Source organism: Bacillus sp. B4EP4a, assembly GCF_006680105.1.
Classification (GTDB): domain Bacteria; phylum Bacillota; class Bacilli; order Bacillales; family DSM-1321; genus Peribacillus; species Peribacillus simplex_E.
Window position 1 is genome coordinate 63,899 of sequence record NZ_VHIK01000027.1, and the last position, 18,624, is coordinate 82,522.

General features: G+C 39.5%; 15 protein-coding genes. 11 read left to right on the forward strand and 4 right to left on the reverse strand.

The genetic code is table 11. The annotated features are described in order from the left end of the window. The 9 genes from speB to FNK51_RS14375 all read left to right on the forward strand — a co-directional run bounded on the left by speB (window position 1) and on the right by FNK51_RS14375 (window position 9,007). Window positions 1-999 (forward strand): agmatinase, encoded by a 999-nt coding sequence (speB, locus tag FNK51_RS14340; protein ID WP_141993780.1) that lies wholly within the window; start codon window positions 1-3, stop codon window positions 997-999. Window positions 1,000-1,099: 100 nt separating this feature from the next. After that, window positions 1,100-2,521 carry a sodium:solute symporter family protein gene (locus FNK51_RS14345; RefSeq protein ID WP_141993781.1) on the forward strand — a complete coding sequence of 474 codons (1,422 nt, stop codon included), beginning with the start codon at window positions 1,100-1,102 and terminating at the stop codon, window positions 2,519-2,521. Between the two features lie 44 nt (window positions 2,522-2,565). Then, window positions 2,566-3,327: a class II aldolase/adducin family protein gene (locus FNK51_RS14350; protein ID WP_141993782.1), complete on the forward strand. Its 762-nt coding sequence runs from the start codon at window positions 2,566-2,568 to the stop codon at window positions 3,325-3,327. Window positions 3,328-3,416: 89 nt separating this feature from the next. Next, entirely contained in the window at window positions 3,417-4,406 is a 990-nt protein-coding gene (locus tag FNK51_RS14355; protein ID WP_141993783.1) for a D-2-hydroxyacid dehydrogenase, read from the forward strand. A 170-nt stretch (window positions 4,407-4,576) separates the two neighbouring features. Next, entirely contained in the window at window positions 4,577-4,669 is a 93-nt protein-coding gene (locus FNK51_RS27545; RefSeq protein ID WP_220126990.1) for a putative holin-like toxin, read from the forward strand. Window positions 4,670-4,906: 237 nt separating this feature from the next. Then, window positions 4,907-5,479, forward strand: a complete 573-nt coding sequence (locus tag FNK51_RS14360) for a TetR/AcrR family transcriptional regulator (RefSeq protein ID WP_098370904.1) — start codon at window positions 4,907-4,909, stop codon at window positions 5,477-5,479. A gap of 61 nt (window positions 5,480-5,540) precedes the next feature. Continuing rightward, complete coding sequence (locus FNK51_RS14365) at window positions 5,541-6,968, forward strand: MDR family MFS transporter (protein WP_141993784.1); 1,428 nt, start codon at window positions 5,541-5,543, stop codon at window positions 6,966-6,968. A 242-nt stretch (window positions 6,969-7,210) separates the two neighbouring features. After that, a complete protein-coding gene (locus FNK51_RS14370) occupies window positions 7,211-8,269 on the forward strand; it encodes an alkene reductase (RefSeq protein WP_141993785.1) in 1,059 nt (352 codons plus the stop codon). A 216-nt stretch (window positions 8,270-8,485) separates the two neighbouring features. Further along, entirely contained in the window at window positions 8,486-9,007 is a 522-nt protein-coding gene (locus FNK51_RS14375) for a P-loop NTPase family protein (RefSeq protein ID WP_141993786.1), read from the forward strand. 459 nt (window positions 9,008-9,466) lie between these two features. On the opposite strand, the gene FNK51_RS14380 is transcribed toward FNK51_RS14375, so the two are convergent. From FNK51_RS14380 to FNK51_RS14390, 3 genes are all read right to left on the reverse strand, one after another. Continuing rightward, window positions 9,467-10,873, reverse strand: coding sequence for a M20 family metallopeptidase (locus FNK51_RS14380; protein ID WP_098370908.1), 1,407 nt, complete (start codon window positions 10,871-10,873; stop codon window positions 9,467-9,469). A 36-nt stretch (window positions 10,874-10,909) separates the two neighbouring features. Then, entirely contained in the window at window positions 10,910-12,169 is a 1,260-nt protein-coding gene (locus tag FNK51_RS14385; protein ID WP_141993787.1) for an amidohydrolase, read from the reverse strand. Window positions 12,170-12,289: 120 nt separating this feature from the next. Next, window positions 12,290-13,834: an AbgT family transporter gene (locus FNK51_RS14390; protein ID WP_141993788.1), complete on the reverse strand. Its 1,545-nt coding sequence runs from the start codon at window positions 13,832-13,834 to the stop codon at window positions 12,290-12,292. 473 nt (window positions 13,835-14,307) lie between these two features. Between FNK51_RS14390 and FNK51_RS14395 the strand changes: the two genes are divergently transcribed. Together FNK51_RS14395 and FNK51_RS14400 are read left to right on the forward strand one after the other, a co-directional pair. Next, entirely contained in the window at window positions 14,308-15,612 is a 1,305-nt protein-coding gene (locus FNK51_RS14395) for a helix-turn-helix domain-containing protein (protein WP_098370911.1), read from the forward strand. 491 nt (window positions 15,613-16,103) lie between these two features. Beyond that, window positions 16,104-16,538, forward strand: coding sequence for a LysE family translocator (locus FNK51_RS14400; protein ID WP_286178716.1), 435 nt, complete (start codon window positions 16,104-16,106; stop codon window positions 16,536-16,538). Between the two features lie 260 nt (window positions 16,539-16,798). Here FNK51_RS14400 and FNK51_RS14405 read toward each other — a convergent pair whose 3' ends face one another. Continuing rightward, complete coding sequence (locus FNK51_RS14405) at window positions 16,799-18,589, reverse strand: S9 family peptidase (RefSeq protein ID WP_141993789.1); 1,791 nt, start codon at window positions 18,587-18,589, stop codon at window positions 16,799-16,801. Window positions 18,590-18,624 lie beyond the last annotated feature (35 nt).

Here is an 18,624-nt window from a genome sequence, read left to right on the forward strand (position 1 = left end):
ATGATGAAGTATCAACCGAAAGACTCATTCAAATCACCCCGTTTTTGTGGAGTGCGTACGTTTATGAGGCTCCCATTTGTTGAACGGGTAGATGAACATATGGATTTTGTCATTACGGGAATTCCATTTGATTCCGGGCAATCATTTAGAACGGGTGCGAGATTCGGACCAGAAGCCATTCGCGATTTTTCAATCCTTTTACGTCCTTATAATCCAGAACAAGATATTAATATTTTTGACTATATATCCGGAATTGATTATGGGGATATTCCGATCATTCCGGGGTATATTTCTGAAACATATAAAAAGATCGAAGAAGAGCTTACCCCCGTCATTGAAAAAGGGATCATTCCCATTTCATTGGGGGGCGATCATTCCATTACGCTAGGGGAGTTACGTGCAATCGTAAAAAAACATGGTCCAGTTGCCCTGCTTCAATTCGATGCTCACTCTGATACTTGGGATAGTTATTTTGATCAAAAGTATAATCACGGAACCGTTTTTCGCCGCGCGATAGAAGAGGGTCTCATCGATGTATCACGATCTCTTCAAATTGGTATGAGGGGCGGTCTGTATGGACCGGAAGATCTTCAGGATGCCCGGGATTTAGGTTTGGGCGTTTATACGACAAACGATTATAAACGTATCGGGGTCGAAAAGATGCTAAGGGTCATTCATGAGCGTGTTGCTGATGGTCCGGTGTTTTTATCTTTTGACATTGATTTCTTAGATCCGGTCTATGCTCCAGGAACGGGTACCCCTGAAGTTTCCGGGGCCAGCATTGATGATGCTTTAGCCTTAGTGAGAGGATTGACGAATATAGATTTTGTTGGGTTCGATCTTGTTGAGGTTTTACCATCATACGATCACGGACAAATCACGGCTGCCGCTGCCGCTAATATTGTCTATGAATTCATCACACTCATCGCTCTCGCAAAAAAAGGGAAACTGGAGAAAAAAGAGAGGGTCGGAGATTTGGAAACACAGCTTAACAAGTAATTCCTCATTTTTACTGGAAAGAAGGAAGGTATCGGTGAAATCCCTTCCTTCCCTCTTTACAAAGCGATAGAACATAACAAGCCCAAAAGGAGATGTGTAAATGCATATTTTGGATATATCGATCATGATTCTATATTTTTCTGTTTTAATCATTGTGGGAGTAATCGGATCCAAGCGGGCAAAAACAGCAGATGATTTCATTGTGGCAGGACGTAATCTTGGACATTTTATGTATTTATCCTGTTTAGCTGCTGTGATATTAGGGGGTGCTTCTACTCTAGGAACAGCAAAGTTAGGTTATCAGTTTGGGATATCCGGTATTTGGCTAGTGGTGATGATCGGGCTCGGCATTATTGCCATCGGGTTGTTTTTAACAAATAAGATCTTTGATTTAAAAGTATTGACAATCAGTGAAATGCTTGAGAAGCGCTACAACTCTCAAACAAGATTGATCAGTGCCCTTGTCTCTGTTATCTACACATTCATGCTGACTGTAACGCAAGTAATTGGGATGGGGACAATTTTACATGTTTTGGCTGGCTGGAACTTAACGGTGTCCATGATAGTCGGGGGTGGGATCGTTTTATTTTATACAATTTTAGGAGGTATGTGGTCAGTCACCATGACTGATGTCGTGCAATTCGTCATCATGACGATCGGCATTTTCTTTATCATGCTTCCGATGAGCATCTCTAAGGCAGGAGGGTGGGGCTCGCTTAAAGAAAATCTTCCTGCATCACATTTCGAGTTAGGCAATATTGGCGGAGAAACAATTTTTCAATATTTCCTACTATTTACTCTAGGGGTAGTTGTTGGCCAAGATATTTGGCAGCGTCTTTTTACCGCACGAACCAAAGCTATCTCCCGGGGTGGAACGGTAGGAGCGGGAATATATAGTGTTTTTTATGCGATTGCAATCAGTATCATTGGAATGTGCGCTTTTATTATCCTTCCTAATTTAGGCGATCCACAAAATGCATTTACTAGTATAGCGATGGAAACTTTACCTGCTGGTCTATTGGGGGTTGTCATTGCGAGTGTGGTATCTGCCCTTATGTCCACAGCTTCAGGAACTTTGCTTGCTTCGTCCACTTTAGTTGTTAATGACATCATTAAAAAATATATCGGTCCAGGAATGAGTGAACGTCAATTTTTAAAAACATCTCGAATTACAACTTTAACGATTGGTGTATTGACGATAATCGTTTCGATATGGATACAAGATATTTTAGTTGCACTGGATGTAGCTTACGCAATCTTATCCGGCGCTGTGTTCTTTCCAATCATTCTTGGCTTCTTTTGGAAGAGAGTCACGGCTAAAGCTGCATTCTACTCCATTCTAGCTAGCATGATCGTTATTATTGTTGGATTGGTCATTAATGGACCTTCCTCCACTCAACCCATTCTATACGGACTCGCTACTAGTTTTGTTGTCATCACTACCCTTACTTTTCTCAGCCCCAATAATGAGGTAAAGCAAGATGTAAAGGATAATGCGGACATGGACACCATGGCTAATTGATGGTAGGCAAAAAATGAGGAAACAGAATCGAGGAGGAAAGAAAAATGACAAAGACAATTTCCCTGCAACCCGCAACATTCAATACAATGGAAGAGGAACGCACTCACCGGAAGGAACGTTTGGCAGCTTCATTCCGCCTTTTTTCAAAGTTCGGTTTCGATGAAGGGATAGCTGGCCATATTACGGTCCGTGATCCTAAATATACAGACCATTTCTGGGTCAATCCATTTGGGATGCATTTTAGTCAAATTTCCGTTTCGGATCTTATATTGGTTAATCATAAAGGTGATATTGTAGAGGGTGAACATTCTGTGAATGGTGCTGCCTTTGCCATTCATTCTGAAATCCATAAAGCGCGACCGGAAGCGATTGCTGCGGCACATGCTCATTCGGTCTATGGAAAGACATGGTCTTCCTTAGGAAGACTGCTAGATCCGATTACGCAAGATGCCTGCCAATTTTACAATGACCATGCATTATTTGATGATTTTACTGGTGTGGTTTATGCATCCGAAGAAGGAAAGCGTATTGCTAAGGCTTTAGGTCAATACAAAGCTGTCATCCTCCGCAATCATGGATTGTTAACGGTCGGCCAATCTGTAGATTCAGCTGCTTGGTGGTTTATAACGATGGAACGTTCATGTCAAGCACAGATAATGGCTGAATCTGTAGGTAAGCCGATTTTTATAGAAGAAGAGTATGCAAAGTTAACGGCAGAACAAACGGGAACGGAATATGAGGGTTGGCTGAGTTTTCAGCCTCTTTGGGACAGAATCAGAAAAGAGCAACCAGATTTCTTGAAATGATCATAAAGCCCGGCATGGCATAATCGCAACGGATTGCCTTCCCATAAAAGAGGGAAAAGGGAATCGGAGGTTCTTGAGGAGGTTTTATAATGTCTGGTTCTAAGAAAATAGCACCTTCACTTTATATCAGGGTCGATATACCGGAAAAATACATCAATGAGTTTAAGGCGATTTGTTCAGAAGTTGTTGTCGAGCCATGGGAATTCGGCGAACCTGAACCACAGCCAACAGTTGATTTATCAAAGTTTGATGTCCTTTATACGCTGGGGCTTCATGATAATCTTAACATTATAAAAAAAGCTCCAAGGATTAAATGGGTCCATTCAGACAGTGCTGGGGTTGAGGCCATGCTGAATGAAGATATACAGAACAGCGATGTCATCATCACCAATGTCAAAGGCTGCACATCTGTCCCGATAGCCGAGCATACAATTGCGATGCTATCTTCGTTAGCAAGAGGCGTACCGACAATGATCAGAAATCAAATAAACAAAACCTGGGTTGAAATTCCTGTGAAAGATCTTGAAAATGCGACAGTGGGGATAATTGGGTATGGTGATATTGGCTATGAGATAGCGAAGAGATGTAAAGCACTGGGTATGACCGTTATTGGGTGCCGCCGAAATCCCTCCAAGAGGAACAAAGAATATGAACCTGCGGATTTGATAATGGGTATGGATCAAGTTGATGAGGTCCTTTCCAGGTCCGATTTTGTCGTCTTGGCACTCCCGTTTACAAAAGATACCTCATACTTTTTTAATAAAGAACGCTTAAATAAAATGAAAAAAGGCAGCTATGTAATTAATGTCGGCCGCGGTAATACGATTGTGGATGAAGATTTAATCGATTCCTTGAGCAATGGGCACATAGCAGGAGCGGCTCTAGATGTGTTTGAAGTAGAACCTTTACCTAAGGATCACCCTTTCTGGCAGCTGGAAAATGTCATGGTTTCCCCACATAATGCTTACAACTCTTCCAAATACCTAGATCGTGTGATGGAATTATTCTTGAAAAATTTAAAGCTTTTTTCTGACGGTAAACCCCTAATGAACGTTGTGGAAAAAAAACTTGGTTATTAACAGTAATCGGTCTTTTGAAAAGAAAGTTTCAACGATCAATCATAAGAATTAAGTACGAGGGCAGACCCTGATGGGTTTGCTTTTTTTGTTTAAAAGCCACTGCTTCATCTTTTTCTTGTATAGGACAATCTCTGATCAGGAAAAGCTGGATATAAGGAGGCGATGTATGAATGGGTACTTTCGAAGTTATTTCCCTAATGCTAAGCTTTGGCATGTTTGTAATTGCTATTCTTGATTTCAAAAATCATGACAAGAATCCTTGAAGATAATGATGGCCGGCCGATTATTTTGATTATTATTGGAGCGTTTTAGCGGATTGTAGGTATTGATTCCTCGATTTTTTAAACTTGCAGAGAACACCATTATGAGGTGTTCTTTTTGTTTTCAATGAGTTCAATAGCATATTCCATTCATAGGCTTTGTCATTTTTGACAAAACAATGATATCCAAGTATAGTCTCTAATAGACCGGTTGATATAATTTTAAGGAGTGATCCAGCTATGGCAGAAAAACGAAACTCGAAAGACATTCTTATTGAGGCTGCTTCCCGACTTTTTCGGATACGTGGATATTACGGTGTAGGGCTCAAGGACATTATTGAGGAAAGTGGCATCCCAAAAGGTTCGCTGTATCATTATTTTCCGAAAGGCAAAGAAGAATTGGCGATCGAGGCGATTATTCATACAAAAGAATTCGTGATAGATGAAATTAAACGGGGATTTGATGAAATTGAAGACCCTATCAAAGCCATTCAGTCTCATATTTTTCATTTATCCGAGGTATTTGGTGATAGTGAAAATCTATTAGGACTGCCAATCGGGACGATTGCAGCGGAAACATATACGACGAGTGAGCAGATAAGAACGGCTTGTCAAGAAGCGATAGAAGATTGGCAATCCATATATGTGAAGAAATTACTCGAGGCGGAATTCAGTGAGAAACGGGCAAAAGAATTGAGTATCGTAATTAATGCTTTAATTGAAGGCGGTATCCTTTTATCCTTAACGGCAAAAAACGGGGAACCTCTCCAAGCCATTGCGGAACAGATACCATTATTGCTGATAAATAAATAAGTCATGCGGAAAAATTATCTTAAGCTTAGGTCGAACAGTTAGTAATTGGAGGAATTATTTTATGTCTGCAGATGCAACACAGCAACAAAACCCAGTCATTAGAACGACCCCTATATTAATTGCATTTTTAATTGCAGGGTTCATTGGGTTATTCAGTGAGACGGCATTAAACATGGCGCTGGGGGATCTAATTCAAGAATTCAATGTCAGTCCTTCCACCGTGCAATGGCTGACAACGGGTTACTTATTAACATTAGGGATATTGGTTCCCGTTTCGGGACTCTTGATTCAGTGGTTCAATACTCGTCAATTATTCATTGCCTCAATGGTGTTCTCCATCATTGGGACGCTCATTGCAGCAATTGCACCTGGGTTCGGCATCTTGATGCTAGCTCGTGTCATCCAGGCAATCGGAACGGGTCTTTTATTACCTCTCATGTTCAATACCATTTTATTGATTTTCCCTATTCATAAAAGGGGAGCGACAATGGGATTGATGGGGCTGGTGATCATGTTTGCCCCAGCCATCGGACCGACAGTTTCAGGTTTGATTATCGAAAACCTAAAGTGGAATTACATTTTCTGGGTGTCTTTGCCGTTCTTTGTGATCGCTTTACTATTCGGTCTCAAATATATGCAAAACGTTTCAACGATCACCAAACCTAAAATCGATGTACCATCCATTATTTTATCGACCATTGGTTTTGGGGGTATTGTTTATGGCTTTAGTATTGTCGGAGAGCAAGGATGGAGCAATGCGATAGTTCTATCTTCGATCATTGTTGGACTTATAGCGCTATTCCTTTTTGCTGTGAGGCAATTCAACATGGACAAACCGATGATTGATTTGCGCGTTTTTAAATACCCGATGTTCACGTTAGGGTTAATAACCGTCTTCATCACCTTCATGATCATCATGTCATCCATGATTCTCTTACCGTTATACCTGCAAACCGGTCTTGCATTAGCTGCGTTTTCTGCTGGGCTTGTACTATTACCGGGTGGAGTGCTTAATGGTATTATGTCTCCAGTTACTGGGCGCATTTTTGATAAGTTCGGGCCAAGAGGGTTAGTGATCCCAGGCTTCATTATCATGATTGTCATGTTATGGACTTTGACGAACGTAACGACTGAAACGGCGATCATTATGGTAATCGTCATGCATACCCTCCTTATGATTGGTGTTTCGATGGTCATGATGCCGGCCCAGACAAATGGTCTGAATCAACTGCCGAAAAATCTTTATCCGGATGGAACGGCTCTAATGAATACATTGCAACAAGTATCGGGGGCCATCGGTACAACCGTTGCCATTACAATCATGTCAGCATCCCAAAAAAATTATATGGCAAATGCAGAAGATCCGTTCGATCCATCTGCCATCAGCGGTTCATTGACTGCAGGCGTTCAAGATGCCTTTATTTTCGGTCTCGTCCTTGCAATCATTGGTTTGATCGTGTCGTTTTTTATCAGGACAGCTCGAGACTAATAAGATATTAATGAAAAAAGATAAATTAGCCAGCAGGGGAAAGATTTTCTCTGTCTGGCTTTTTGTTTGGAAAAAACAATAACCGTGAATAAATCGTTTTCATTGGTCTTTATTACCTATTTTATCGGAAGCTATAAAAACTGAGTGAATTATTTGAAAATCAACCACTTATCGGATAATCTTACACAGTAATAGTTATTAAAATTTAGCCCAGGTAAAGGCGGTTAACAGGAGGAATTCAAATGAATACAATGAAAACCAAAATGTTTGAACCTGTAACAATTGGTGCATGGAACTTAAAAACAAGAACGGCAATGGCTCCTATGACACGGTCGTTTGCCGATAAAGAAACGGGTGTTGTGAATGACCTGACCGTAGAATATTACCGAAAACGGGCTCAAGATGGAATCGGACTTATCATCACTGAAGGTGTAGTGATTTCACCAAGAGCAAAGGGCAATCCTGGAGTTCCCGGAATATATACTCAAGAGCAAATCAACGGCTGGAAAAAAGTAACGGAAGCAGTGCACGCAGAAGGCGGAACGATTATTGCGCAAATCTGGCATGTGGGCCGTGCAAGTCACCATGAAATTGCAGGAGGACTTCCTCCGCAGGCTCCGTCACCCATCGCTGCAGAAGGTAAGGTTTCCCGATTCGGTAAACCTTTTGACATTCCTGAAGAAATGACAGAGACGGATATTGCAGAAGTTGTGACCCAATATAAACAAGCTGCAAAGAATGCAATGGATGCTGGCTTTGACGGCGTTGAAATTCATGGTGCACACGGCTACTTAATAGACCAGTTCAATTCTGACACCTCCAATAAAAGAAGCGATCGGTATGGTGGTGATTTAAAACAGCGTCTGACTTTTATGAAGGAAGTGCTAAAAGCAGTTATTGATGCGGTTGGAGTGGAACGTACCCTTATTCGTTTTTCGGCTTTGAAAATTGACCAGCCGTCTTACATGTGGGAAGACCCTGAAAAAGCGATCCAAACATTTATTGAAGCGTTCAATGAAACAGGAGTCAAAATGATTCACCCATCCACGATGGAATTTACCAAACCGATTGCAAGAGGATTGACGATGCATGAATTGGTACGCAGCCACTGGGATGGAATCATAATTGGTGTAGGGGGGCTTGATCCTGAAACCGCAGAAGCCGCACTGGAAAAAGGCATTATTGACGTTGCGGCGATTGGACGTCCGCTTATAGCCAACCCGGATTATCTGGCACGAATTAAGCAGGATGAAAAACTTGTTGATTACGAGGCAAAGAAACATTTAGGGCAACTGATTTAATAAAGATATAATATAAGTCAGGCTTGTTCATTGACAGGACACCGCAGTAACCATACTATCTTTTCTATAACTGATGCGATTCTTCATTCAAGAAGGGTCGCCTTTTCTATGGAACTAAAAGGGAAGTGCAGAGGAAGACGGATGTTAAAAAGGTTATATATATTTGGTAGACTTACTGGTTATTTCAATTAATAAAGTGAGGAAGCTGGTATATAAATGGAACGTATCATGGTTATCGGAGTGTCCGCGGGTGTCGGAAAATCCACTTTTGCAAGAAGACTTGGAGATAATTTGGATATCGAGGTACATCATTTGGATACATTCTACTGGAGGCCTGGCTGGGTGGAGGCTCCCTTAGAGGATTTTATTTCTGCTCAGAAGGAAGTATTGAGTCATGACAAGTGGATAATGGAAGGCAACTATAGTAATTCTTTTAATTTACGTTCGGAGCTTGCCGATACGATTATTTATTTAGAACTTCCTCTCCGTGTTTGCCTTTACCGTGTTATAAAACGTTGGTTATCTTATCTAGGTAAAACAAGACCTGATATGGGCGAAGGCTGCAATGAAAAATTAGACTGGCAGTTTGTTAAATTTATCATGGCCACCTACTTTCCTCGCAAAAAAGACATGAAAATGAGATTTGCAGATCTTCAAAAGAGTGACCCTGAAAAGCTAATAGTTATATTAAAAAGCAAGCACGATATTGAAGGATATCTGTTGAATATGAAGGGATAAGCTTTCTTACCATTAATTTTTATGACACTTAGAGGTTTCCGAGAGTTAATAAAAGCCAAAATGGAAAAGGGACCTTCCAATCGAAGATCCCTGAGACTGTAGACAAATTCGAAGAAATCGAGTTTACCACAGTTTTTTTATGGCTTGTACAATTTGGACGTAGATTTCCGATCCAGGCACTCGCTTTCCGCGGGCGGTCCGCGAGCCTCCTCGGCTTGCGCTTGCGGGGTCTCCCTAGACGCGCTTTTCCCGCAGGAGTCTCGCACCTTTCTCTCCAATCAACTTTGTTCTAACATATAGATAAAAACCATACTTGAGGAGTTGAAGGTGTTGGTTTGGGAACATCTTTTGATGAAAGATATGTTTTCCGAACCCCTTTTTATACATAATAAGTTTCCATGAACTAAATTACCATATATCTACGGACAATTGACGATTACAGCAACTCACCAATCTAGTCTATCTTTTAACTAAAGGCTTTACATCTTGCGGAATAGGGGAGATATAGTTTTTCCCTTTTAATCGTTCTTTTAGCTCTGTTTTTGCCTTTTCAATTAATTCCGGATTTTGAAGCACTTCTACTGCAGTTGCCGCAATTACCTTGCCAGCATGAAGCATTCCTTTATGGGCAATGGATGTTGATCCCAGTGTAACCCACTGCCAGCTATGCAATGGTGACCCAAGAACAAAACAAGCTGTTGTGCATTGGGCAGTAGGAACAATCCAACTAACATCTCCCACATCCGAGGAACCTGTTAATGGCGCTTGGGAGCCCTCGATGGGTTCTAACCAATTTGCCAAAGCATCATCTTGATTATCTTTAAAAGGATTGATTGTACCGTTCCTTTCTTGTTCGGTTAAGGTGGCGCGGACTTCTTTGGCAAGCTGTTTTTCCTTATCATCGTGTTGTGGAATACCTAATTCTTGAAAATTCTTGTACATGACGGATTCTAGCACATTGTTTTGGATAACATTGGAACAGGCTTTGTCGAAAACGATTTCCAATTCAGTTCCTGTCATAAGGGCAGCTCCTTTAGCAATATTACAAACTCTCAAGTAAATATCTTGAACTTGTGAAACTTCTGGAGCTCGTAATAAATAAAGAACTTCTGCATCTTGTTGGACAACATTAGGCGATAATCCACCTGAATTCGTTATGGCATAATGGACTCTTGCTTCTTGAATAATATGCTCTCTTAAATAGTTCACGCCAACATTCATAAGTTCTACGGCATCTAAAGCACTCCGTCCCAAATGTGGTGATGCTGCTGCATGAGAGCTTTTGCCTTTAAACTTATAATACACTTGGAAATTGGAAAGCGAATCCATCGACATAACGCCGTTAACATCCAGTGGGTGCCAACAAAATGCAAAATCAACGTCATCGAACAAACCCTCTCTGACCATGAAGGTTTTGCCTGATCCGCCTTCTTCTCCTGGACATCCATAATAACGAACTGTCCCATTTATATGATTCTCTTCCATATAATCCTTCACCGCAACAGCTGCAGCTAAAGATCCCGTACCAAGTAAATTGTGACCACATCCATGGCCATTTTCACCTTGTACTATTGGCTCTTGTTTAGCTGTAGCTTTTTTTTGACTCATACCTGACAGCGCATCAAATTCTCCCATGATTGCCACAATAGGTTTACCGGTCCCAAAGCTACCGATAAATGCCGTTTCTATGTTTCCAACTCCTTTTTCAACAGAAAATCCTTCGTTTTCTAACGTGCTGCATAGCAATTCAGCAGATTGATATTCTTCAAAGCGTGTTTCTGCAAAGTTCCATATACAGTCACTGACTTCAATGAATTTTTCTTTTTTTTGTTCAATGATTTCCGATAATCTATTTACATGTGTCATTTTACACTCTTTCCTTCCTATATATATTCTGAAGAATTATTTTAATAGGCGTCTTGCAATTAGATTCAAAAGTTCTGCACTCCTTGGTAAAACTTCTTCTTGAATATCAAATTTAGGGTGGTGATGTGGTGCAGGAATATCAGTCCCAATAATCATATATGTCCCTTTCCCGCCAATATCCTGTACTCTTCGAATCATAAAACTTGCATCTTCGCTACCTGCAGAACCGGATTCCCTGCATGCTTTGATTGTTGAAAAACCATCTACATTCCTGGCTTCTTCCATGGCCAGTTCGACAAGTTCTTGATCACAACGAATCGTAATTGCTTGACCTATAATTTCAATTTCATGTTCAAGCTCATGCATACCTGCACTATGAGCCACGATATTTCGAACACGTTGCTCCACTTCAGCATTTGTTTCTTCGGATACAGACCGGGTCTCAATGACCATTTTTGCATGCGCTGGAATAATATTAGCGGCTGTTCCTCCGTTAAGAATACCTACATTTATGCGGGTAGAACCTGAACTGAATCTTGGAATGGCATGTATATTTAATAATGCGGTGGCTGCTCCTAACAATGCATTTTTCCCTTTTTCCGGAGAAGCACCTGCATGAGAAGATACCCCATGAAAATGGGCGGCCATTTTCGTACTTGCTAAAAAGCCGGAAGAACCACCATGAAATTCTCCTAGGGGGACATCTGTGCCAAGGTGCAGACAATATAAATAATCCACATCATTCAAAATCCCTTTTTGTACCATTGAATAGGCACCGCGTACTCCCTCTTCAGCTGGTTGAAAAATAAGTTTTACCGTTCCTGCGAAATTCCCATCAGCTAATTTTTCAGCAAGTCCTAAGCCAATTGCTGTATGGCCATCGTGTGCACAGGCATGCATATTCCCTTCATATTTGGAACGAAAACCGTTTATTTGCGGGAAGTGGTCAGAATCAGTACTTTCCGTAACAGGCAATGCATCCATATCAAAGCGGAAAGCTACGGTTGGGCCATCAGTTTTTCCTTTTAATATACCAATGACGGCAGTATATCCACCCTCCATTTCTTGGAGGATTTCTGGATTGGCGCCATCTTGTAATGCTCTATTAAATGTTTCCTCTAATACTTCTATAGGGGGGACTCCACGGCGAGAATCACCATCTAAAGCATCTTTCCCAAATATCACGTTATATTTTAGAGAAGTTAGTGCTTCCACTACCTTTGAAGCAGTTCGAAATTCCGTAAAGCCAACTTCTGGATGTTGATGAAGATCACGTCTTAAAGAAATAATATCCAATTCGTTTCACTCCTAATTTATTTGATGATAATTCATATAATACGATTTGGTGTCCAGACCAAGCAGCCCAGCCCCTCAAGTCGGATAAGGGGCATGCGGGGCACTTGAGATTTTTTCAAATTACGGTAATTTCGGATATACTCCGGGACCAATTGGGAGGCCAAGGAAATACCAAACGACTACCAATAGCGTCCAAATGATGAAGATGATAATCGGGTAAGGCAAAATAAGAGAATAATAAGTTCCTAGTTTTGCATCTTTTCGATACTCTTGTAAGAAACTTAAGAATAGTGGGACAAATGGAGATACAGGTGCCAATGGCAGTACAGATGAATCCGCTACCCTGAACAACATTTGGGCGAAGGCAGGATGATAGCCTAATACCATGAACATTGGGACAAAAACGGGTGCCAATATAGACCATATTGCAGATCCGCTGGCAATGAACATGGAAAGAAGTCCAGATAAGAACATTAGCCCAATTAGGACAGGTGCACCTTCTATGTTTAGCTGTTCCAAGAGATCTGTGATGGATAAAGCCAAAAATTTACCCATATTACTCCAGTTAAAGCAAGCGACAAACTGGGAAAGCGGGAAAACCATAATAATAAATCCGGCCATTCCTTTAATTGGGTCCACCAATAATTCTGGAATGTCATTTTGTTTCTTGATTGCTCCCACCTTAACTCCATAAGTAATAGAAACTGTAAAAAAGAAGAGTAAGATGATTGCGACAATTCCAGACATGAATGGAGAGGGGAGAATGGCTCCAGTTTCTGGATTTCGCAATAGAGCTCCTTCTGGAACGACTAGAACGGCCATAACAGCTATAAAAATCAATGCTGAAATTCCTGTAGCCAGGAGTGCTTTGTTTTGTTGCTTCGTTAATTGCTCCAATTTTTTATGCTGGCCGCCACCTTCATACTTTCCTAAGCGCGGCTCGACAAATTTATCTGTAATCAAGGATATAACTACCGTGAGTACGAGAACGGAAGTCGCCATAAAGAACCAGTTATCAGTAACATTAACGGTCAAATTTGCATTCATGCCTTTCGCTACTTCCGAACTAATTCCTGAAAGCAAGACATCTGTTGTGACGATTAATAAGTTGGCAGTGAAACCTGAACCAACCCCAGCGATGGCAGCGAGCAACCCAGCAACAGGGTGACGTCCCACAGCAAGGAAAATTAAAGCGCCAAGGGGAGGCATAATAACAAGCGCAGCATCAGAAGAAACATGACTAAAAAAGGCAACAAATACAACTAAATAACTAGCGTATTTCCCTGAGACTTTTAACGACATTTTCCGAATCAAAACTTCTAACAATCCAACTTTTTCTGCTAAACCTACCCCTAGCATAAGAGCTAAAATAGATCCCAGTGGTAAAAAGCCGGAAAAGTTTTTAATCATATTCGGCAAAATCCATTGGATGCCTTCACGGCTTAAGAGGTTTTGAACTTCCACTTTCTCTCCACTTATGGGGTCCGATGCCGAAACATGGAAAACTGATAAGAGAGCGGTTACAACAAATAAAAAGGCAATCATATAAATAAATAAGATAAAGGGGTGGGGGATCTTGTTTCCTATTCGCTCTACTCGATTGAAAAAACCACCCGTTTTATGATTTTGAAGATTAGTTGTATCTTTGATTACTTTTTGTTCCATTACATTCTCCTCCTAAACCTTCTTCCATTTGTAGTTTGTGCGTTTTGCACCATTCCATTTATAAACTTTTTCTCTAAACATGCCTTAAACTCAAATTACCGTCTTTCATCCTTTGTGAACTTCATTAATTCCTTCCAATATACTGATTTTTATTTAACGAATATTTAACGCTATTTTCGTTAAATGTATTATATAATTAAGAATAATCTATTTCAATAAAATTTTCAGAAAAAAGGGAAAATATTTTCTGGTAATTATTGTTAAATGAACAATGGGATTCGAAACCTTTGAATCAATAAGTCCTGCCACTCTTGAACTCACGAAAGATAAGAAACCATATTAAGCAGCACCGTTTATTTATGTCAAACGGTGCTTTACATGCTTTTATATTTGGATCTCATTTTTTATTCCCTGTTAGGGTTGGTTATTTTGATATAATAAAACTAATAGTATGATGTAGGGGTGAAATAAACTTGTATAAAATTGGGGTTGTAGGTCCACTTTCATCTATAAAGAAAATTCGGGATGTTACTAATGAATTTGAACATGAAATAGATTTTATTGATTTTCCATATGAAGATGCACGTGAGGTAACGGACATTATAAAAAATCACCAAAGTACTGTAAATGGTTGGTTTTTCTCTGGACCAGTTCCTTATAGAATAGCAAAAGGAATGTTGGATTCAGAGGCCAATTTTACATATTGTCCTCCTGTAGGATCTAGTTTATATAGATGTTTATTACAAATGTCTGCAGATCAAAAACATTTTTTCGATAAATTATCCATCGATATGATTCGATTGGAAGACTTTTTTTTGCATGAGTCGCTGCAAGAGCTAGGGATTTCCACCGAACATATTTATGTAAAAACATTTGATGAACAATATGATTATCAAGAAATTGTTCAATTTCATCTTCAGTTGTGGAGGGAAGGGGAGATACATGCTGTCCTAACCGTTTTACAATCTGTATATGAGGCCTTGAAGAAAGAAAATGTTGCTGTCTACAAAATAAATATGACAAAGATGGAAATTCGACAAGCGGTCAAGATTTTGATTGAAAAAGCAAAAAGCACCTATTTTAAAGATAGTCAGATAGGTGTAGAGATTATTGAAATTGATCAGTTTGATCAATTTGTGGACGAGGTTAATATTCGTTATCATCTTCAGCATTTGGAGCTGAAAATTAAACAAACATTGCTTTCATTTTGTGAAAAATTAGATGGATCCCTCATAGAAAATGGAAACGGCCGCTATCAAATATTTAGTTCACGCAAGGCAATTGAACGGGAAATTGGCAGCTTGCAAAGTACTGTTCAATTACTGGCCCTTGATATGGATGTCTCAGTTGCAGTGGGTATTGGTTTTGGTGAGACGGCTGCATCAGCAGAAATCAATGCCCGCAAGGCGATCCGTCATTCGAAGAAGCAAGACAGTTCCGGCATTGTTGTTATCCAAGAAGATGGTGTAATGATTGAATCCGTAGGTCAAGAAGAACAATTGGCATATACCTTCCGTTCTAATGATAAAGAACTGCTAGATAAATTGAATCAGGCTAACATTAGTGTAAAAACGTATAAAAAGATAGAAGCATTGGTTGATCGTATGGGCTGGGACGGCTTCACTTCCTCAGACTTAGCTTCTCATTTATCCATGACCGTCCGAAATGCCCAGAGAATTATGAGTAGTTTGAGTGAAAGCGGTTTAGTGGAGTACAAAGGAGAAGAACTTCAATCACCTCGGGGAAGACCTCGTAAAATTTATATGTTAAAGAAGTAATATCTCGACATTCTTGATATACACGAAAATGCAATTTGATTACCGAGGAAAGTTTTGAGTATTTCCCTTAATTAACTCTCCTTGGGGTAGCATAACATTGCCATCAAGTTAACAATTTAGAATACCCTCAGAACAAAATTTGGGGCTTTCTTGTAACAAAGAAGCTCATTTTATCGTTTTGGAGGTGTCCTATTTTCTTAGCTTGATGGGCATGTGGTGGTACCTCAATAAGCATATAAAAGAATCCTCCAATTAAAAAGATCCTTCTAAACTCCAGCTTATAAGATCCATTATATGAACTTTTGAATGTACGTTCGTTACATTCTAATTAGAGAAAAAATACCCTTGTTCAACTAAAGTGTCAGGATAGTGCAATAAAGAATTCAATTTATTAAAGGTGGAAAAAAGAATAGAATTATCACAGGCTTGGGTATTGCTGTTGGTGACTTAATTCATACTCTTGCGGCAGTTGTTGGACTTTCGCGATATTAATGACATCTACACTTGCTTTTGGAGTTGTTAAATATTTAGGTTTAGCATACTTAGTTTATTTAGGAATAAGAGCTTTGCTTGAAAAATCAAAAAAAATTGAAAAACCTATTACTAAGAAAGTGAATAATAATCTATCATTTCGTCAGGCTTTGTTAATTGAATTACTAAACCCTAAGACTTCATTATTTTTCTTAGCTTTCTTACCACAGTTTGTAAAAAGTGATGGTTCCCCAGTGACAATTCAGCTTTTAATGCTTGGGTTAACATTTGTACTGATGAGCATAATGTATATCACTCTCTTAGTTTTCCTAACAAGTACAATTGGCAACAAGTTATTAGTTAAATCTAACAGCAGTTCAAATTGGTTTGGGAAAGTCGGAGGTATAGTCTACATTGGTTTGGGAATAAAGTTAGCTTTTCAAACACACGAATAGATAAATATATTTTTATTCGTTAATCAACTAACAGGTGCAATCGTTCGTTAAAGAGCTGTGATGATGATCAGCTCATTTTTTTATGCAACAAATGGAGCAGGTTAGTTTTTAAAAAAATTATGATAAAATAGGATGAATTTTATTACTCATATCAAACGAGACTTTTGTTTTCTTAAAGAAACTAAGAACCACATTTCCTTATAGTCGGTACGCTAATTCCTTTTAATCACCCTTCAAAGTATAGAAGGCGCATTGGGATATTATTTACCAATATATTGATTGAGGAAATGTGCTATTGCCGTATAGGCAGTAATTTTATTATTTAGTTTTACGATGGAATGACCTTCATTTTCAAAACAGATAAACTTTACAGGGTGATTTCTTGCTATTAATTTATTTACGATTTGTTCGGATTCTTCAATTGGGACGCGTGGGTCATTAGACCCGTGAAGTACCATCAGCGGACTGGTAATCCGGTCAGCTAGTTTCAATGGATCAATCAGATCATAAAAGTTTCCGTCCTTTTCAATAGTTCCATATTCAACTTCGCGAAGTTTGCGTCGCCACGGACTGGTTTTTTTAAGAAAAGTTCTGAAACTTGAAATCCCAACGAGATCAATTGCAGCAGACCATAATTCCGGATAGTGAGAGATGGCTGCAAGAACCATAAATCCTCCGTAGCTCCCTCCCATAATGGCAACTCTATTAGGATCAGCGCATCCTTCTTTCTTTAACCAATCTACTAAAGAAACAAGATCTCTAACGGAGTCCATTCGTTTACGAACATCATCAAGATGAGTATATGTTTTTCCATATCCTGTACTCCCGCGTACGTTAGGAGTAATTACTGCATAGCCAAGGCTTAGGAAATACTGCAGAACTGGATTGAAAACAGCACGGATTTGGCTTTCTGGACCCCCATGAACATATAGAATAACAGGAATTTTTTCTGATTGGGTATTTGGCTTGAAGTAAAAGGCAGGTATTTGGAGATTGTCAAAAGATTTAAAGGAAATAAGAATAGGTTCAATTAATTTATTTTCCAAAAACTTTGTCTGAAGAGATTGAGTAAGCCGTTCTGTCTTCATTTTCCTTAAGTCAACCTGCCATATATCAGACGGATAGGCCGGCCCATTGAATACATAGGCTAATTTTTGATTGTCGGGTGAAAATGTTAAGCTAGTTATCACCCCCATTGGTGTTTTCCATGTATAAAGGGCACTTGATTTTAGATCTAAAAGAATGCCTCTTGAAATACCTCCTTCATTAATTGAAAAAGCTAACTTTGAATGATCTTTACTCATAGCGAGGCCTTCAAAGTCCCACTGTCCCACCTCCAGCCAAGTGATATGTTTTGTTGAAAGATCAATGATTGCGAGCCCAAAAAATTCTCTATCTTGATTTGTTAATAAATAGAGATAATCTCCATCCTTGCTGAAATGAGGATTTTTATAGCTTGCTTCACCCTGATGATCTGTTAACCAGGTCATTTCTCCTGTGCCAAGATTCAGTAAACCTAAATCGTTATCCAACTGGGAATTTGTTTTCCGAATCAATAACGATTTACAATCAGGAGACCACATGATGGAGGTATAGAGACCATCCTTTGACAAAACCATTTGTATTTCTAATGTTTCGACATTTTGAATATAGATATCGAAATAGGCAGAATGTCGACGATTGCTTGACCAGGCTATCCATTTTCCATCAGGTGAGAGACCCCCATATTCATGTTTATGGTCAGGTGAGTTGGTAAGCGGGATCAGTACACCATCACTCTTGAGTAAAAACAGTTGTTGCTTCTCATTACCCCCGACATCCATGCCGATGAATAGGCCGCGTTGTGATGAACTGTTTAAGTATTTAACAAAAGTAATTCGTTCATTAGTAAAAGAAATTCGGGTAGGTTCACTTATATCGAAACCCTTTGCCCAAACCTGCGGTAAACCAGAATAATCAGCAATAAAGAATAACTTATTACTTTTAGGATCATAAACAGGGTTACTGACAGTTCCAACAGACAAATATGATTTGATGCCAATTTCTTTCATACATTCACTCCTTAAAATGTGCTAAAAAAGAGAGG

Bases quoted from the DNA above. Each gene is read 5' to 3' on its own strand.
- speB (WP_141993780.1), top strand. From the start codon at position 1: ATGATGAAGTATCAACCGAAAGACTCATTCAAATCACCCCGTTTTTGT.
- FNK51_RS14345 (WP_141993781.1), top strand. From the start codon at position 1,100: ATGCATATTTTGGATATATCGATCATGATTCTATATTTTTCTGTTTTA.
- FNK51_RS14350 (WP_141993782.1), top strand. From the start codon at position 2,566: ATGACAAAGACAATTTCCCTGCAACCCGCAACATTCAATACAATGGAA.
- FNK51_RS14355 (WP_141993783.1), top strand. From the start codon at position 3,417: ATGTCTGGTTCTAAGAAAATAGCACCTTCACTTTATATCAGGGTCGAT.
- FNK51_RS27545 (WP_220126990.1), top strand. From the start codon at position 4,577: ATGGGTACTTTCGAAGTTATTTCCCTAATGCTAAGCTTTGGCATGTTT.
- FNK51_RS14360 (WP_098370904.1), top strand. From the start codon at position 4,907: ATGGCAGAAAAACGAAACTCGAAAGACATTCTTATTGAGGCTGCTTCC.
- FNK51_RS14365 (WP_141993784.1), top strand. From the start codon at position 5,541: ATGTCTGCAGATGCAACACAGCAACAAAACCCAGTCATTAGAACGACC.
- FNK51_RS14370 (WP_141993785.1), top strand. From the start codon at position 7,211: ATGAATACAATGAAAACCAAAATGTTTGAACCTGTAACAATTGGTGCA.
- FNK51_RS14375 (WP_141993786.1), top strand. From the start codon at position 8,486: ATGGAACGTATCATGGTTATCGGAGTGTCCGCGGGTGTCGGAAAATCC.
- FNK51_RS14380 (WP_098370908.1), bottom strand. From the start codon at position 10,873: ATGACACATGTAAATAGATTATCGGAAATCATTGAACAAAAAAAAGAA.
- FNK51_RS14390 (WP_141993788.1), bottom strand. From the start codon at position 13,834: ATGGAACAAAAAGTAATCAAAGATACAACTAATCTTCAAAATCATAAA.
- FNK51_RS14400 (WP_286178716.1), top strand. From the start codon at position 16,104: ATGACATCTACACTTGCTTTTGGAGTTGTTAAATATTTAGGTTTAGCA.
- FNK51_RS14405 (WP_141993789.1), bottom strand. From the start codon at position 18,589: ATGAAAGAAATTGGCATCAAATCATATTTGTCTGTTGGAACTGTCAGT.